The sequence below is a fragment of the Flexilinea flocculi genome, from assembly GCF_001192795.1.
GTDB classification, from domain to species: domain Bacteria; phylum Chloroflexota; class Anaerolineae; order Anaerolineales; family Anaerolineaceae; genus Flexilinea; species Flexilinea flocculi.
This window is the reverse complement of the sequence record NZ_DF968181.1, coordinates 103,667-118,594: the sequence shown is the minus strand read 5'-3', so window position 1 is coordinate 118,594 and position 14,928 is coordinate 103,667. Positions and strand designations below refer to the sequence as shown.

Sequence of the window (14,928 nt, the reverse complement as noted above, 5' to 3'; positions counted from 1 at the left end):
CAGGATAATCCCTAAAACCATTTTGGACAAATGCCTGCCATTATTCAATAGCAATAATGAAGAAGTAATGCGGTTGACCTCCATAATGGTACTCAATTTCATGGTCGGGATATTTTTCCTGAACCAGCTCTACCATCCGTTTTACTTCAGCTTCTTCGATATTATTTCCATAGAAGATGGTAATGCGTTCATAATCTTCTACTTTTGCTTCTTCAAGAAAAGCAATGAGCGCTTCTTCCACAGTATTACGGGATAAGACGAGATCACCATTATGAATAACAATAATCTGACCTTCATTGACTTGGACGCCATTGATTTCCACAGTTCGTGTTGCAATCGTAATCTCACCTGACTGCACATCCAGTAAAGCAGAATTCATATCTTCTACGATTTTTTCAAAATCTCCATCCGGATCCAGACGCAGCAATGCGCTGATTCCCTGAGGCACATTTTTACTTCGAATCACTGCGACCGTTTTATCTGTCTGAGTAATCGCATTATTTGCTGCCAAAATGATATTCTTATTGTTCGGTAAAATGATCACTTTATCCGTAGGCAATTCATTGACGGCATTCAGGATCTCTTCCGTACTCGGATTCATTGTCTGACCACCTTTAATGATCGACCCCACACCGAGACTAGCCAGAATTCTCGAAATACCATCACCCGGAGAAACTGCGACAACACTGATCTGCCCTTCTTCAACCGGAGTAAGAGTAAATTCACTCTGTTTCTTTTTCCGTATATCTTCCATCTGAGCGATCAGGTTTTCTATCGCAACTTTGGTAACAGTCCCTAAACCCATAATGTAGTTTATCGGCGCATAAATATTCTCTGTCGGGACATGAATGTGCATTCGATACATTCCATCACCTTCTCCGACCTGGATTGATGTGCCAATATCCGAAAGACGATCATAGAAAGGAGCGAGATTCAGTTCATTTTTCGGAACAAAATCAACAACCACCTCAAAATCCTGCCCGGGTTCGATGGACTCAGCCTCTTCTTCCTGACTCATTAATGAGATCGGCTTTATTTCAACAATATTCGGATTTATATCCAGTGGTTCATTATTCAGCCAGCGCAAGAATCCCTCGAATATAAAAAACAGACCTTTTCCCCCGGAATCCACGACACCAGCCTGCTTTAACACCGGCAGCAGTTCCGGAGTACGATCAACAGATTGATTCGCAGCCTGAACGGTTTTTTCAAAAAGATCTTTAAAGTCGCTGCAAGCGATAAGTTCAGATTCGACATAATTTGCCGTATCCTTCAAAACGGTTAAAATCGTCCCTTCCACAGGCCGGACAACGCCTTTATATGCGGTATTTTTCGCTTCTGTCAACGCTTTTGAAAAAAGCGTCAGATCCATTACAGGTTGTTCATCCATCGCCCTGGAAAAACCGCGCCAAAATTGTGAAAGAATGACTCCGCTATTGCCTCGAGCACCCATCAATGCTCCCTGAGCAACAGAACGCAAGATTACTCCGGCATTTTCTTCCTGCGAAGAAGCAATTTCATTCCAGCCGGCTTGCATGGTTAACAACATATTTGACCCTGTATCGCCATCCGGAACCGGAAATACATTCAATGCATTGACAATCTGCTGATTCGTTTTCAGCCACAGAGTTCCGGCTTCAATCAGCGATTTAATTTGTTGCCCGCTCATCACGGTTAATTTGCCGCCATTTTGCATGGCATTTATTTTGGATTGTAACTCCATGTTTCTCCTATGACATGTTGCTCAGATAGTACCCTGATTAATCAGGATTGCTGACTCGCAGTCCTCGAACATGGACATTGACATTTTCGACCGTTAACCCTGTTTGACTTTCAATTTGATAAGAGACATTATCCGCAACACTGGAAGCCACAGATGTAATTCTGGTACCATACTCGACAACGATGTACAAATCAATCGCAACGGTTTTTCCATCATATTGAATACTCACGCCTAATGTTGGATCTTTAATAATAGCGTTTGCTAATCCGGCAGCTTTATTCTTGGGAGCTAAACCAACAAGGCCGTAAGATTCCAACGCAGCATAGTAAGCGATCGTTGAAATAGCCCGGTGTGATATAAAGATATTTCCTTTATTCTTTGTTTCATCGCTCATAAGGTGTTTATCCATTTCTCTTTTAATCTTTCGAAGAAAGAAGCATGTCTGGCAATTTCGATTCAGACTCATCCTGTAAATTTTTATTAAGTTTATTTTAACAGGAATGCAACTGATTGGTAATTAATCATGAATTCCGCCTGAAAATTCGAAATACAGGGAAGAAATTTTTTTGTCCCGATTGATTTAGAAAGAAATCAATCTGAATTTCGAATTGCAGTGAATAAATGAATTGGATGGGAAAAAATCATCTGGATTTTTGTTTTGCCCTCCGAATTGTGTTTCGAGCCTGTAAACACATTCGCGTAAACCCGGTAATTTGATACCAGGCTTTCTGGTGACTTTTTTCATCCGAATAAATCGTCGAGATGGGTACCCAGCCAATTTTCCATCCTTGGGCAATACAGAATGTAATCATCTCAACCATAAAATTAAATCCTTTTTCATTGGAATTTAATATGATCGGAATAAATTCTTTGTCAACCAGACGGTATCCTGATTGATTGTCCGGAAGATTTGTTCCAACCGCCCAGGATAATAAGAATTTCCCAATTATATTTGGGATTCTGCGTCTCAATGGAATTCTTCGGTAATCTCGGTATCCGATTACCAAATGATGATGATTCGTCTGGTAATCCTGAATCAAGCGGTCAATCTCTGAAGGTAAATGCTGCCCATCTGCATCCAGCATCACCACCGCATCAAATCCCTGCTCCATTGCCCAGGCTAAACCATCCTTGATCGTCTGGCCGACACCCATGTTGTATCCGCGCGAAAGGACCGTCACACCTTTTTCCTCTGCAATCTGTTTCGTACGATCTTTTGATCCGTCATCTACAACAACAATTTCAGAAATGTACTTTTTTAATTCATCTAAAATACCACCGAGATGTTTTTCTTCATTATAAGCTGGCAGTAATGCTGCAATTTTTCCCATATTCTCATCCTTCGTCTGAAATTATGTTTCCATTATAACCTTTCCATAAGTCTAAGAAAACAGCGATCCGTAATATGAAATAAATTCTTTATTTGAAAGATCAATCCATATTTCAAATAGCTGTTAAGAAAATAACAGTCATTCGAAATATGGGAATGATTCAGCTTAATAACAACAGCATCTTAATTACCCGAAGAGTTGTTTTATCCATCGAATTCCTGTCATTTGACAGGTTTATTCTTCTGATCATTTCGAGTATGATAGTATGGACAACATGGTACAGGAGTGATACAAATGAATGATCCAATAAAAAGAAGTTTCGGCTATTTCATTTTCTCATTTTCTGTGCTGTTCCTACTGACATCATTTTTTACAATTCAGGCAAAGCCGCTGGAAGAATCCAAAAAGGTCCGCGTCGGATATTACGTCCTGGATGGCTACCACAATTTCGATAAAAATGGCAACCGATCTGGTTACGGATACGATTATCTTCAAGAGATAGCCAACTATACGGGATGGACGTATGAATATGTTGGAGGAACTTTAAATACCTGTATTCAGAATCTAAAAAACGGAAATATCGATTTACTTTCCAATGTCCAATTCTCGGATGAATTGGCAGAGGTTTTCGATTATTCAGCACAGAGCATTGGAACCAGTTATGGAACGCTTTCAGTAAAAAGCGATAATACGTCTTATTCTCTCGATGATTATGACAGTTTTAATGGGATGCGTGTTGGCATTCTTTCCGGTGATTATCATAACGCCCAATTTTCTGCTTTTTGTCAGGAACATAAACTAAAAATCTCAACCGTATTATTTTTCGATCCAAGTGTAATGGAAAAAGCGCTTCAAGCCGGGAAAGTGGACGGTGTCGTTAAAAGCAATTTTTTGAAGAAAGAAAATGAAAAGATCATCGCTCAATTTAACACCAAACCATTCTATTTTGTTGTAAAAAAAGGAAATACCGAACTGCTGCAACAACTTAATAAAGCAATATCGGAAATAACAACCAATAATCCCGGCATAGAATATCGTCTATACGAAAAATATTATGGTTCAGAAAGAACAGCTCTTTCCCTGACGAAAGAAGAGAAAGCTTTTTTAGAGCAAAAAGGTACAATAAGGATTGTATCCTCTCCGCAGACCTTCCCGCTTTTATGGCAGGATAAGAACGGATATAAAGGGATTTTTGCTGATATTATCAAATTGATCTCAAAGGATTTAGATATCAGGATCGATCTTATCCCGACATTCTCTTACAATGAATCGCTCCAAAAAATCCGAAATGGCGAAGCCGACATCATCCTCGATATTGACCATGATTATTCATGGGCGGAAGAAAATCATGTCGATTTGACAACGCCTTACCTCTCTATGCCGATCAGTATGGTTACGCGGGACGAACCGTTGCCCGCAAATCCATCCCTGGCAATTGTTGAAGGGTATATTTTTAGCAACAGAGAAGTTCATAAGTTATATCCCCGAAGTATTATCATTCCATATAAATCCTCGCAGGAAGCATTGGATGCAGTCAATAACGGGAAACAGGATATCACCTATGTCTCCAGTTATTTTTATCAAAGGTTGAAATTGGACAGAAAATATCAGAAATTAATATCTGATTTCAACAACAGTTTTACTGCTAATATTTCAATGGGCATTAATGAAAATCAGGAAAAAATATTTACTATCATTTTAAACAAGGAGCTCGGTTATATCGGCAACGAACAGATTCAATCGATCATCCGACAAAACACACTGATTGAATCAAAACCGACAACCATCAGTGATTTATTCTATGATCATCCAAAGCCTTTCCTGGCATCGATCGGAGTAATCTTCCTTGGAATTATCAGTATCCTGGCTTTCTATTCAAAATCAAAAATAAACTCTGAAAAAAGAATGGAAGCGCTCGCATATGGCGATGAACTGACTGGATTAAAGAACCGTTATTGGTTGGAAAAAAATTCACATTCCATTTTATTGTCAGACAGATATACACAATACGCCATGATCTCTTTTGATATTAATCGATTTGATATCATCAATGAATGTTATGGCAGAGAAACCGGTTATGCAATCATACGAAATATCGCAGAAGGTTTAAAATCTTATCAAAACGATGGAGTTATTGCTGTTCGGTCGAAAAATGACAATTTTCTTTGCCTTAAACCTTATAATACCAGGGATGATCTGATCAATTGGATCGATCAGTTAAAAAGGAATTACAGCAATTTTCAAACGGAAGATAAAAATATCCTGATCAGTATGAATTATGGCATCTACATGATTCCGGATGGAGGAACCGACATTACCAGTTCCATTGATAACGCGGATACCGCTCGGCACGAAGCGGAAGGGGATCCGACCTCCATCGTTTTCTATGATAATGACATGAGAGACCGTCTCGCTTTGGAAAAAGCAATCGAAAACATCCAGGATCGAGCCTTGAGAGACGGTGAATTTCAGGTATATTACCAACCAAAATTTGATATCCGAAATGATACCTTAATTGGCGCAGAAGCGCTCATTCGCTGGAGCAGCATGGACAGGGGATTCATGGTTCCTTCACAGTTTGTCCCGCTCTTTGAAAAAAATGGTTTTATTATTCAACTGGATTTCTTTGTTGTGGAAGAAGTCTGTAAAATGATCCGACAGAGGTTGGATTCGAATCAAAAAGTTGTACCGATTTCAATCAATCAGTCCAGAGCTCATCTGACGCAAAGCCAATATGTTCAACAGCTTCACGATATGGTGCACAAATATAATATACCACCTAAATTGATTGAACTGGAACTTACAGAAACCGCCTTTTCAGATGCTGCTGCAGCAAAGGTGATTTTGGAACAGATGAAGCAAATTGGATTTTTAACGTCAATTGATGATTTTGGATCCGGATACTCATCGCTGACACTGCTGAATGACATTCCGCTGGATATTCTGAAAATTGATAAATACTTCCTGACAAAATCAGAAGATTCTGAAAGAACACGCTTAATTATTGAAAAAATCGTTGAGATGGCAAAGGTGCTCAACGTCACAGTAATTTGTGAAGGGGTTGAAAAGCAGAAGCATATCGATTTTATGAAACAGGTAGGATGTTTCTACGCACAAGGATACTTCTATTCGAAGCCGATCTCCCAAAAAACCTTTGAAAATCAGATTGATGAGAACAGTTGGAGAAAACAATAAATTCGAACAACAGTCCGAATTCATTTTTCGGATAAGATTCCGTTCGGGGGAAAATTGCAACCTGCCATGGATGGATCATAACGGAAAACGCAGTTTTTTCCATGTCGCTTGGCTTCATATAATGCGATATCTGCTTTCCGGAAAAGCTCTTCATAGGTTTTCCCGTCTTCAGGAAATTCCGAAATACCAACACTGCTGCTGATTGAAAAATTTTGATCAAAGGTATTAAATTGACTGGTCACCAGAGAGCATAGATTCCTGGCCAAATCCACAGTTTTCGTCATCGATGTGACATTTTTCAAAAACACAACGAATTCATCTCCGCCGACGCGCCCGATTATATCAGTCGATCGGAAGGTTTCATAGAGTAATCTGCCCAATTCTGCCAGAACCATATCACCTTTCTGGTGGCCGAAAGTATCATTAACGCTTTTAAAATTATCCAGGTCAATCACCATCAATCCGTGTTTCTCATCAGAACTCTGATCGGACAGGAAGTTCTGGAGCAACCGTTCCGTGTGTTCTTTATTTAATAGTCCAGTCAAAGAATCATGTTCCGCTTTTCTTTTCAGAGCCAGCTCTCTGGTCTTTTGTTGATGGATATCCATCACAAAGAAAAAACCCAATACTTCATTTTGAGTCTGATCCGTAAATAAATATAATTCTGAAAGCGCCCAAATCATTTCATTGGCGGCATTGAGCCGTCTGTGTTCCAGTTTGATTTCTGTCGATCCATGATGAACAGCGTCGACCACGGATTGCCATCCGTAAGTTTTCAGATACTGTTTGCGATCATCTGAATGAATCACGGTCTCGGCAATCAAATTCACAGCATCGGAATATTTTTCAAAAACCTGCCCCTGAAATCTGGCCAGCCAATCGCCTTCCATTTTCAAGATACGATTTTTTGAAAAGTTGATCTCATACGCAGCCAATGCATTGGATAAAAGCGCAGATCGATACTGATTTTCTCTGATAAATGCAAGCTTGGCATTCATCTCTCTGGTGATATCCGATTCGAAACCGATAATACGAATGGATTTTCCGTCATGATCAAGAATATTTGTCAGAGATAATCTGATCCAAATATCCATGCCGATTCGATTTGCCCGAATGATCGCCGATGAGAAAAGAGCGCCATCCGAAATTTTTTGAAAAACCCGATAGAATTCCTCAACGGAATCCGGATGGATAATGCCCATCTTAACAATCGATTCAGGTACATTTTCCATATTTCGCGGAAGACCTAAAAGAATATCCGCTTCAATGAGCGATTGGTAGATCTTTGTCCGCGGATCGTAATCGAAAATAACGATGGATGTTGTAGTCAGCGCAATACGAAAACGTTCTTCTGATAAAAATGCCTCTTTTTCCATTTCTTTTTGAACGCTAATATTCTCACCGCAACAATGAATCCGAAATCTCTCACGACAGGATTCAATATTTCCCCGGATCCGCGTCCATAAAATGGATGAATCAGAGCATATCCAGCGAATTTCAGTTTCAAAGTGAGATAATCCGTCCTGAATGGCATTCTCAATGATCGCTGTAAATCGTTGAAAATCGTCTGGATAAAGCAAGGTTTGAAACGCAAGAATCCCATCCAAGGGAAAAGAATCCTTATCAATTCCAAGCAATTCATAAAAATATGAATTCATATGCAGGATCGTCAGGTTTTTCTCATGGTTACAGGCAAGATCAAACAAAAGAATCGGATATTGATCGAGCAGTTCTTGTCTTACATCCTTATTTATCAAAATCATCCTCTCATCTATTTTTTTTGGAATTGTTCCAAATTTATGTGCTTTTCACAAACCGATCATTTGCAGCAAATCAGAATTTGTAAAATCTCTATTAAAAAAAGACAAGATTTGATGTTGTGTTGTTTTTGCGCCAAACGGGGAAACAACACCATATCAAATAATCTTTCCTATTCTTTAAATAGCTACATCACAAAAAAAATCATAAAATTCGCATAAAATCATTAATCGGGATTGGTTTCGAAAAAAGGAACCCTTGTCCAAATCTGCAGCCGATACTCATCAAGAAATCAGCCTGATCCTGTTTTTCAACGCCCTCACAAACGACCTGGATGCCCAAAGCATGAGCCATCTCGACAACCAGACGAATAATTTCACGAGTCTTTTTGGAGTTATTCGACTCTATCAGGAAATTCCGGTCAATTTTAATGGCATCCAGAGGAACCCGATTCAGCATAGTTAAAGACGAATATCCGGTTCCAAAATCGTCGATTGAAATTCGATAATTCAAAGCTTTTGCCTGATTCAGGATATTTTCCACATCGTCAATCTCAGAGATTGCTGTTTCGGTTAATTCTAATTCAATCAGGCCATCCGGAATTGAATATTTTCTGATGATCTCTCCCAGCCGCTGGACATAGTGTTTTTCAGAAAGATGAACACGCGACTGATTAACTGAAATTGGAACGACTTTTTCACCTGCATCTATCCTTGAACGAAGGAATTTACAGACTTCTTCCAGAACAAAAAAATCGATTTGGATGATAAAGCCATTTTTTTCAAAGATCAGAATAAAATCTGATGGCATTCTGATCCCATGGACCGGATCATTCCAACGAATCAGCGCTTCTGCGCCGATAATTGAATTTTCTTCCATATTATATTTTGGCTGATAATATACTTCAAATTCATGATTTTCCAGTGCGCTTTCTTGCATCTCTTCAATATGTTTATATACGCGAAGCTTATCTTTTAAATAATCATCAAAGAAAACAATACCCGATGATACATTTCTGGCTTCTCTGCGTGCGGTTTCAGCATTGTCGATGCATGCTGTGATATCCTGATCGGAATCTGAAAGAATATAAACACCAACATGAATCCCAAATTTTATTACGGTATCATTCCCACTGTATGAATTCTTCTTTGACTTAATATCACTAATTTTCTTTTCAAGAATTTCTCTGGATTCATAAGGTACCAGACAAAGGAAATGATCTGCTTTTACTCTTGTACAGATCATACCGGGGACGTCAATCGACATCAGCGTATCCGCCATATATTGAATAATCTGATCACCGGTTTTTCTTCCATAATATTCATTAATGATGTCAAAACGGTCCAAATCGAATGAGATGAAAGCGAATTTCTTCGATCGATTTTCCTCGATGATTCTTCCCGCATTTTTCTCCATCCAGTGAAGATTTTTTAATTGTGTCATATCATCGACAAACGCCAGGTTAAATATCTGTTTTTTATCTTTCTGATGCGAATCGATCCGATAAGCAAGCAAATACAAAAAAAGTATAGGAAATACAAGAAAAATAAAGAAAGCATAAGCTGGCTGTGTGTTGATGAAATCAATCAATCGAACTTTCTGCGGTGTAATAAACACATTCTGATTGATGATAGAAAACCGTTGAAAAGAACTGATTGAATTGATTGCCTTTCTCAGAATTTGGACCAATCGTGGATCAGCGTTTCGACTGACAGCATATGAATATTGCAGGGTGAATCCCTGATTGGGATCAATCACTAAATCGTGATATTTCATCTTCCCTAAATTTTTTTGTGCCGCCCAAATATTGATAAAACTGATATCTTGTCCACCCGTGTTTACTGCATCCAGACAAGCCGCGTCGCTTTCATAATAAGTTACCTCTGATTTGGAATAAATCGCACGTAATGACGATGATAGCGGTTGATAGTTATTCGGTTCTGCAATTTTTACAGGATTCTTTACAGATACATCATTTCCTTTTTTATAAACAGCAACAACCTGACTTTCAAGAAATGCTGGCGATAATTGTAGATTGTTTTTCTCAGCAAACCCTTCGTCTATCAAAAAATCTCCGAGGATGTCTGCTTCACCATTTCGGATCTTATCCAGCGCTTCTTCAAACGATGCTGCCTCAACAGGTTCAATCTCCACATTCAGATCCCTGGCAGTTTTGTTCAAAAAGTCAGCAATAATTCCATGATAAGAACCATTTAAATAATAGGAGACCGGGTCTCCATCCGGAGCGATAATCACACGGAATGTCTTCTTATCGGACAGAAAATCCGTTTCCTCTTTCGTGAGATATAAGACTTCGCTGTCTGCATAAGCATAATATTTCTCATATAAACGATTTACGAATAAGGGCTCATGCAAACTGATCAAATTCATCGCACGATTTAATTCTTTCAAAAGCCGGTCATTTCCATTTCTTACAACAAAATAAAATGGCCGCAATGAAAAACGGGATATTACTTTAGTTCCGGGGAATACTGTTATTGAGGAGGAAAGAATACCATCAATTTCTCCGCTTTCCAAAGCAGAATACAGCTTTTCTTGTGGGTATTCCAACAGTTCGGGAGTTTGTTCAAATTCAGTCAGGTTGTCTTCAATAGCATCTGTAAATTTTGAACCGCTAAGTACACCCAATCGAAATCCCGAAGGTATTTTTAGATTTGCCGGATATTTACGAAAATTCTCTTCTAAGACCGAAATCGCGGCATATTCAGTTCCTGATGCTCTGAGAGAGAATAAAAAATTGTTTTCTGTTTTTTGATTTTTTTCGACATAATTTATGAGATCAATTTCTCCATCAGCCAGAAGGCGAAGGCACTCTTGATATTCACATTGCACAAAAGTAATATCCCACTCAGCATACTGCCGAATCTTTTGCAGATAATCAAAACTATAACCGTGATAAAGTCCGGATTGATCCAGTTCCTGAAACTGATTCATTAAAAAATAACCGACCTTCACCTGCCGAGGAGCCGATACAAAAGTCACGAATAACAAACTGAGAGAAAAATCAAGACAAATTACAAATACCAAAATAAGTTTCTTGCTGCAAATTTTCATATCGCGGCTTTCTTAGTTTCACAATGTATTAATAATGTTAAAATGTCATTGGTTTTGCTGATCAATCAATTTATTGCAATTGCAGGAAGGAAAATCCCATTTCTATTTTATATCTATTTTTATTTCTATACGAAGAAAATCATGAAATAGGTCACGCCGAAACTCCCGAATAATCAAGACAAAAGTCAGATACAATTCAAATGACGGTAGTGATTCAGCAATTCGAAAGATCGGAAAGATTCGTTGTTGTTGTGTTGTTTTGGTCGAAGTACAAAAAATACACAACAATCAATCAATCTTCCTATATTTTGTTTTATTGCGAGATATTGCATCATATTGACAATTTAAGATCATTATTTTATAAATAATTTAGTTTCTTCTTGCTTAGAAAGCAAAATGCCAGCAATTCGAGAAATCGATTATCGTATTGAATCGAATAAGACCGATTCGCCGACTGACATGGAATGAGCCCAAACCATTCCTACTATACAGCAATATTGTTCCCTGTCAATATTTTTAATGAAATCGCAGCAATTCCAAACATGGGGAGGATTTTTTATTGAAGTGATGTTTTTGCGCTTTACATAAAAAAATCACATCAATAAGATTTTTTATCTCAATTCGAATAGCAAGTCAGCAAATCAAATAACTGATGAAATCGTCAAATAAGCGATTTTTTCTCAAACAGACAATTCAGAAAGGAAGTACACTATGGCCGAAAAAACAAAAGGCGACTTAATTTCAGACATCGCTGAATCTTTGATTTCCGGGAATGGACCTGATATTCAAAATCTGATCGAAAAGGTTACCGATAACATATCGCAAGGTAAGAAAAATGCTGCATATCCGACACTGACAGCATCAAACTGGTCTGCCATTCGCGATCGATTTAAGAAGAATGTACCGGAAACAATTACAAAAAAGTGGATTGCCGATGTTCTGGATATCACTACTACTGCTGCAGAAAAAAGCATCCTTCCAGATCTGCAGATAACAGGGATCATCAATGCTTCCGGGAAAACAACGGATCGCGCGAAGGCATTGTCCAGCGACACCAGTTATTCCCGTGCATGTGCGAAAATTCTTAACGCTGTATATCCGGAATCATTGCTGGATATGGAGACAGCTACCAAGACAGCACAAAACAAAATTACCGCATGGTTTAAGAAAAATGCTGAAGCATCCGATACAACTGCCAAAAGGATGACCAATTTTTACTTGCTCCTTCACGATGCTTCAGGAGAAGAAGACGAAAACAGCGCGAAAACAACACCGGATAAAAAGGATTCTTCATCCAAATCCGGCAGTTCCGCAGTTGTCATCAATGTTCGCATTGAATTTCCTTCATTGAATGCGGCAAAACAGTTTGATGAAATTCTTACCAAAACAGCAGAACAGGTTCATGCAAAGGTCGAAAATCTGAAATAGAACCCGGTAAATTCAAACATGAAGTAAATCAATAAATTATCTGGATTTATTCAGCAATTCCTACGAAAATAGAATTCTATTTTCGTAGGAATTTCCAGATGGAACCTGTCATTGCGAGCCCTGTATGAGCGTGGCAATCCCCTCTCCACATGTAGGACAGAGCGCCAACAGGAAAGAGATTGCTTCTCTATGATCGTAACGACAGATTAATCCATGAATGATTCTTATAAAAATCTTTGGCAGTAAGCGCAAAAGCGACACAACTGTAATAAATCTTTCCGATATTCGGAATCGCTGGAATCTGACTTATTACATGTCCGGTTTTCAAAATGAAAAAAGATTTATCCAGGAAAATTCTGAAATTTCGTTCGTTGTCCTGCTGGATAAATTTCAATAGCACCATCGGAGTAATTAGGACAAACGACCAGACATTTTCCGCAGCCGCTGCATTTTTGCACATCCACCTGCGGAAATAATCCTTCTCTGCCAATTACGGTTACTTCTGTAAAAGCATGTTCAGGGCATGCAGCTACGCATAAATTGCAGCGTATACATGCAGAATAATTTACCTGAGCCAGACCGATTGGATATTTTGTTTTTTCGAGTTTTGTGAATGGTAAAATCGCACCACTGGGGCATACCGTACCGCACGCATTACAAGAAGGATCGCAAAAACTTCCCGCAAAATGAATCACCGGCGTATTGACTCCTTCCCATCCGCTTTCAAGAATGGAAGGTTTTATGATGTTTTGCGGACAAGCCAGAACGCATTGCCCACAGCGCACACATAACATCAAAAAGGTTCCCGGCTTCATTTCATTCGGGCGCAAACTTCCAGGCGGTCTTAATACATTTTTTGACTCTGGGATCAGCGCTTTGTCTTTCAACGTCATTAACCCTGCAGCGGCAGAACCCAAAAGTACCGTTCCAACAAATTCACGTCTTCCCGGATCAAATTCGTTGTGAAATTGGAAAACTTTCTCATCGGTAAAGTCGATTGCAAACTTCGGACAAACATCAGCACAATCCATGCAAAGGATACACTCTGCAGGATCCGTTCGATAATCTTTATCGGCATCGATGGCTCCTGTCGGGCAAATTTTTGAGCACTGATCACATCGGGAACAAGCATTCTGATTCACATGACGTTTATTTAGAGAGAATTTGGATAAAAGCCCAAGCAATCCACCAAGCGGACAAATATACCGGCACCAAAATCTTTTCTCTATAAAATTCAAGATCAGTGCGAATAGCATTGGCAAAGCAGTCAGCCACCAATACACACCGACAAATCGAAATGTTTTTAAGAATCCTTGATCAAGATATTCGGATGCCGGTTTAAAAAGCAAAAGTATCGGTTGTATTGCCATCGATATTGGATCCAACCATAGAAAAGCGAGACTGCCAAATATTGCAAAAACGAAAAAAACAATCAGAAAAATCCATTTAAAGCGGCGAAAATTTTGAGCTCGTATTCTTCGATCGTTCTTTCCGTAGGATTGAAGGAGCGTACCTGTCGGGCAAATCCATCCGCACCAGAACCGGCCTAAGAACACAGTCATAATCAAGACAACCAACGCAGGCCAATATTGGATTAATACTTTACGACCGGCAATGGCAGTCATGATAGCCTGAAATGGATCAGCAAGAGAAAATAACTGATTGGGTATAAAACTGAGTGATATCCCTGCTGCTGACATCAACATCAAAATCAGGAACAGGGACAAAAACAATTTGTTGGCAAAACGGCGATTCAACACCTGATTGTGATTCTTTTTCTTAATCCGCTGCCCGATGTTCAATCCAAGACTTTCTGTAACTGCTCCGGTTGGACAATAGTGGATGCATTGATTACAGGAATCACATTCACGGGAAGGTTTCCCATTCTTTGTCGAGACAAACCGCTGGTTCCCTTTGCCATAAAAATCAATCACTTTTCGCCCTTTTGTTTGGCAAATCTGAACACAATTTCCACAGGAAATACAATTTGTTTTTGGCGTGTTAATCACGAATGATGGTTCTTGAATACCGTAATGTGCTGCAATCTTCTGAACTTCCGGATGTGTGGGACAAAGAGAAAGCAATAAATTGGCCATCTCAGCGCGTGCATCAATAGCTTCGATGGAATCTGTAAAAATTACCATGCCTTCTTCAATATTCGTATCACATGAAGAGACGATTTTTCTCGTCCCATCAGCGAATATCACGGATACAAGACACATGCGGCATGAGCCGGAAGGAGCGATTTGATTGATATGGCAAAATGTCGGAATTTTAAATCCATGATCTCTTGCCACCTCTAAAATCGTTGTCGCTTCTTCTGCCTGAATTTTCTGATGATTAATCGTAATTTCTACCATCATTACTCACTTTTTTATAACCGGTAATTCGAAATGTGAGAGGCGTTCCGTGATTGAC

General features: G+C 39.1%; 8 protein-coding genes. 2 read left to right on the top strand and 6 right to left on the bottom strand.

All coding sequences use genetic code 11. The features are described from left to right. Window positions 1-40: 40 nt before the first annotated feature. From ATC1_RS05475 to ATC1_RS05465, 3 genes are all read right to left on the bottom strand, one after another. A complete protein-coding gene (locus tag ATC1_RS05475) occupies window positions 41-1,723 on the bottom strand; it encodes a DAK2 domain-containing protein (RefSeq protein ID WP_062279140.1) in 1,683 nt (560 codons plus the stop codon). A 37-nt stretch (window positions 1,724-1,760) separates the two neighbouring features. Then, complete coding sequence (locus ATC1_RS05470; protein ID WP_062279139.1) at window positions 1,761-2,117, bottom strand: Asp23/Gls24 family envelope stress response protein; 357 nt, start codon at window positions 2,115-2,117, stop codon at window positions 1,761-1,763. A 247-nt stretch (window positions 2,118-2,364) separates the two neighbouring features. Then, window positions 2,365-3,054, bottom strand: coding sequence for a glycosyltransferase family 2 protein (locus ATC1_RS05465; protein ID WP_062279137.1), 690 nt, complete (start codon window positions 3,052-3,054; stop codon window positions 2,365-2,367). Between the two features lie 294 nt (window positions 3,055-3,348). On the opposite strand from ATC1_RS05465, the gene ATC1_RS05460 reads away from it, so the two are divergent. After that, window positions 3,349-6,249 (top strand): EAL domain-containing protein, encoded by a 2,901-nt coding sequence (locus ATC1_RS05460; protein ID WP_062279135.1) that lies wholly within the window; start codon window positions 3,349-3,351, stop codon window positions 6,247-6,249. A 20-nt stretch (window positions 6,250-6,269) separates the two neighbouring features. Here ATC1_RS05460 and ATC1_RS05455 read toward each other — a convergent pair whose 3' ends face one another. Beyond that, window positions 6,270-8,006 carry a GGDEF domain-containing protein gene (locus ATC1_RS05455; protein ID WP_236688116.1) on the bottom strand — a complete coding sequence of 579 codons (1,737 nt, stop codon included), beginning with the start codon at window positions 8,004-8,006 and terminating at the stop codon, window positions 6,270-6,272. Between the two features lie 205 nt (window positions 8,007-8,211). After that, window positions 8,212-10,962 (bottom strand): EAL domain-containing protein, encoded by a 2,751-nt coding sequence (locus ATC1_RS05450; RefSeq protein ID WP_172667725.1) that lies wholly within the window; start codon window positions 10,960-10,962, stop codon window positions 8,212-8,214. Between the two features lie 831 nt (window positions 10,963-11,793). Here ATC1_RS05450 and ATC1_RS05445 point away from each other — a divergent pair. Next, window positions 11,794-12,510: a DUF5343 domain-containing protein gene (locus ATC1_RS05445; protein ID WP_062279130.1), complete on the top strand. Its 717-nt coding sequence runs from the start codon at window positions 11,794-11,796 to the stop codon at window positions 12,508-12,510. A 341-nt stretch (window positions 12,511-12,851) separates the two neighbouring features. Here the strand turns inward: ATC1_RS05445 and ATC1_RS05435 are convergent, their stop codons facing one another. Continuing rightward, window positions 12,852-14,873 (bottom strand): 4Fe-4S binding protein, encoded by a 2,022-nt coding sequence (locus ATC1_RS05435; protein WP_082174682.1) that lies wholly within the window; start codon window positions 14,871-14,873, stop codon window positions 12,852-12,854. Between the last annotated feature and the right edge of the window lie 55 nt (window positions 14,874-14,928).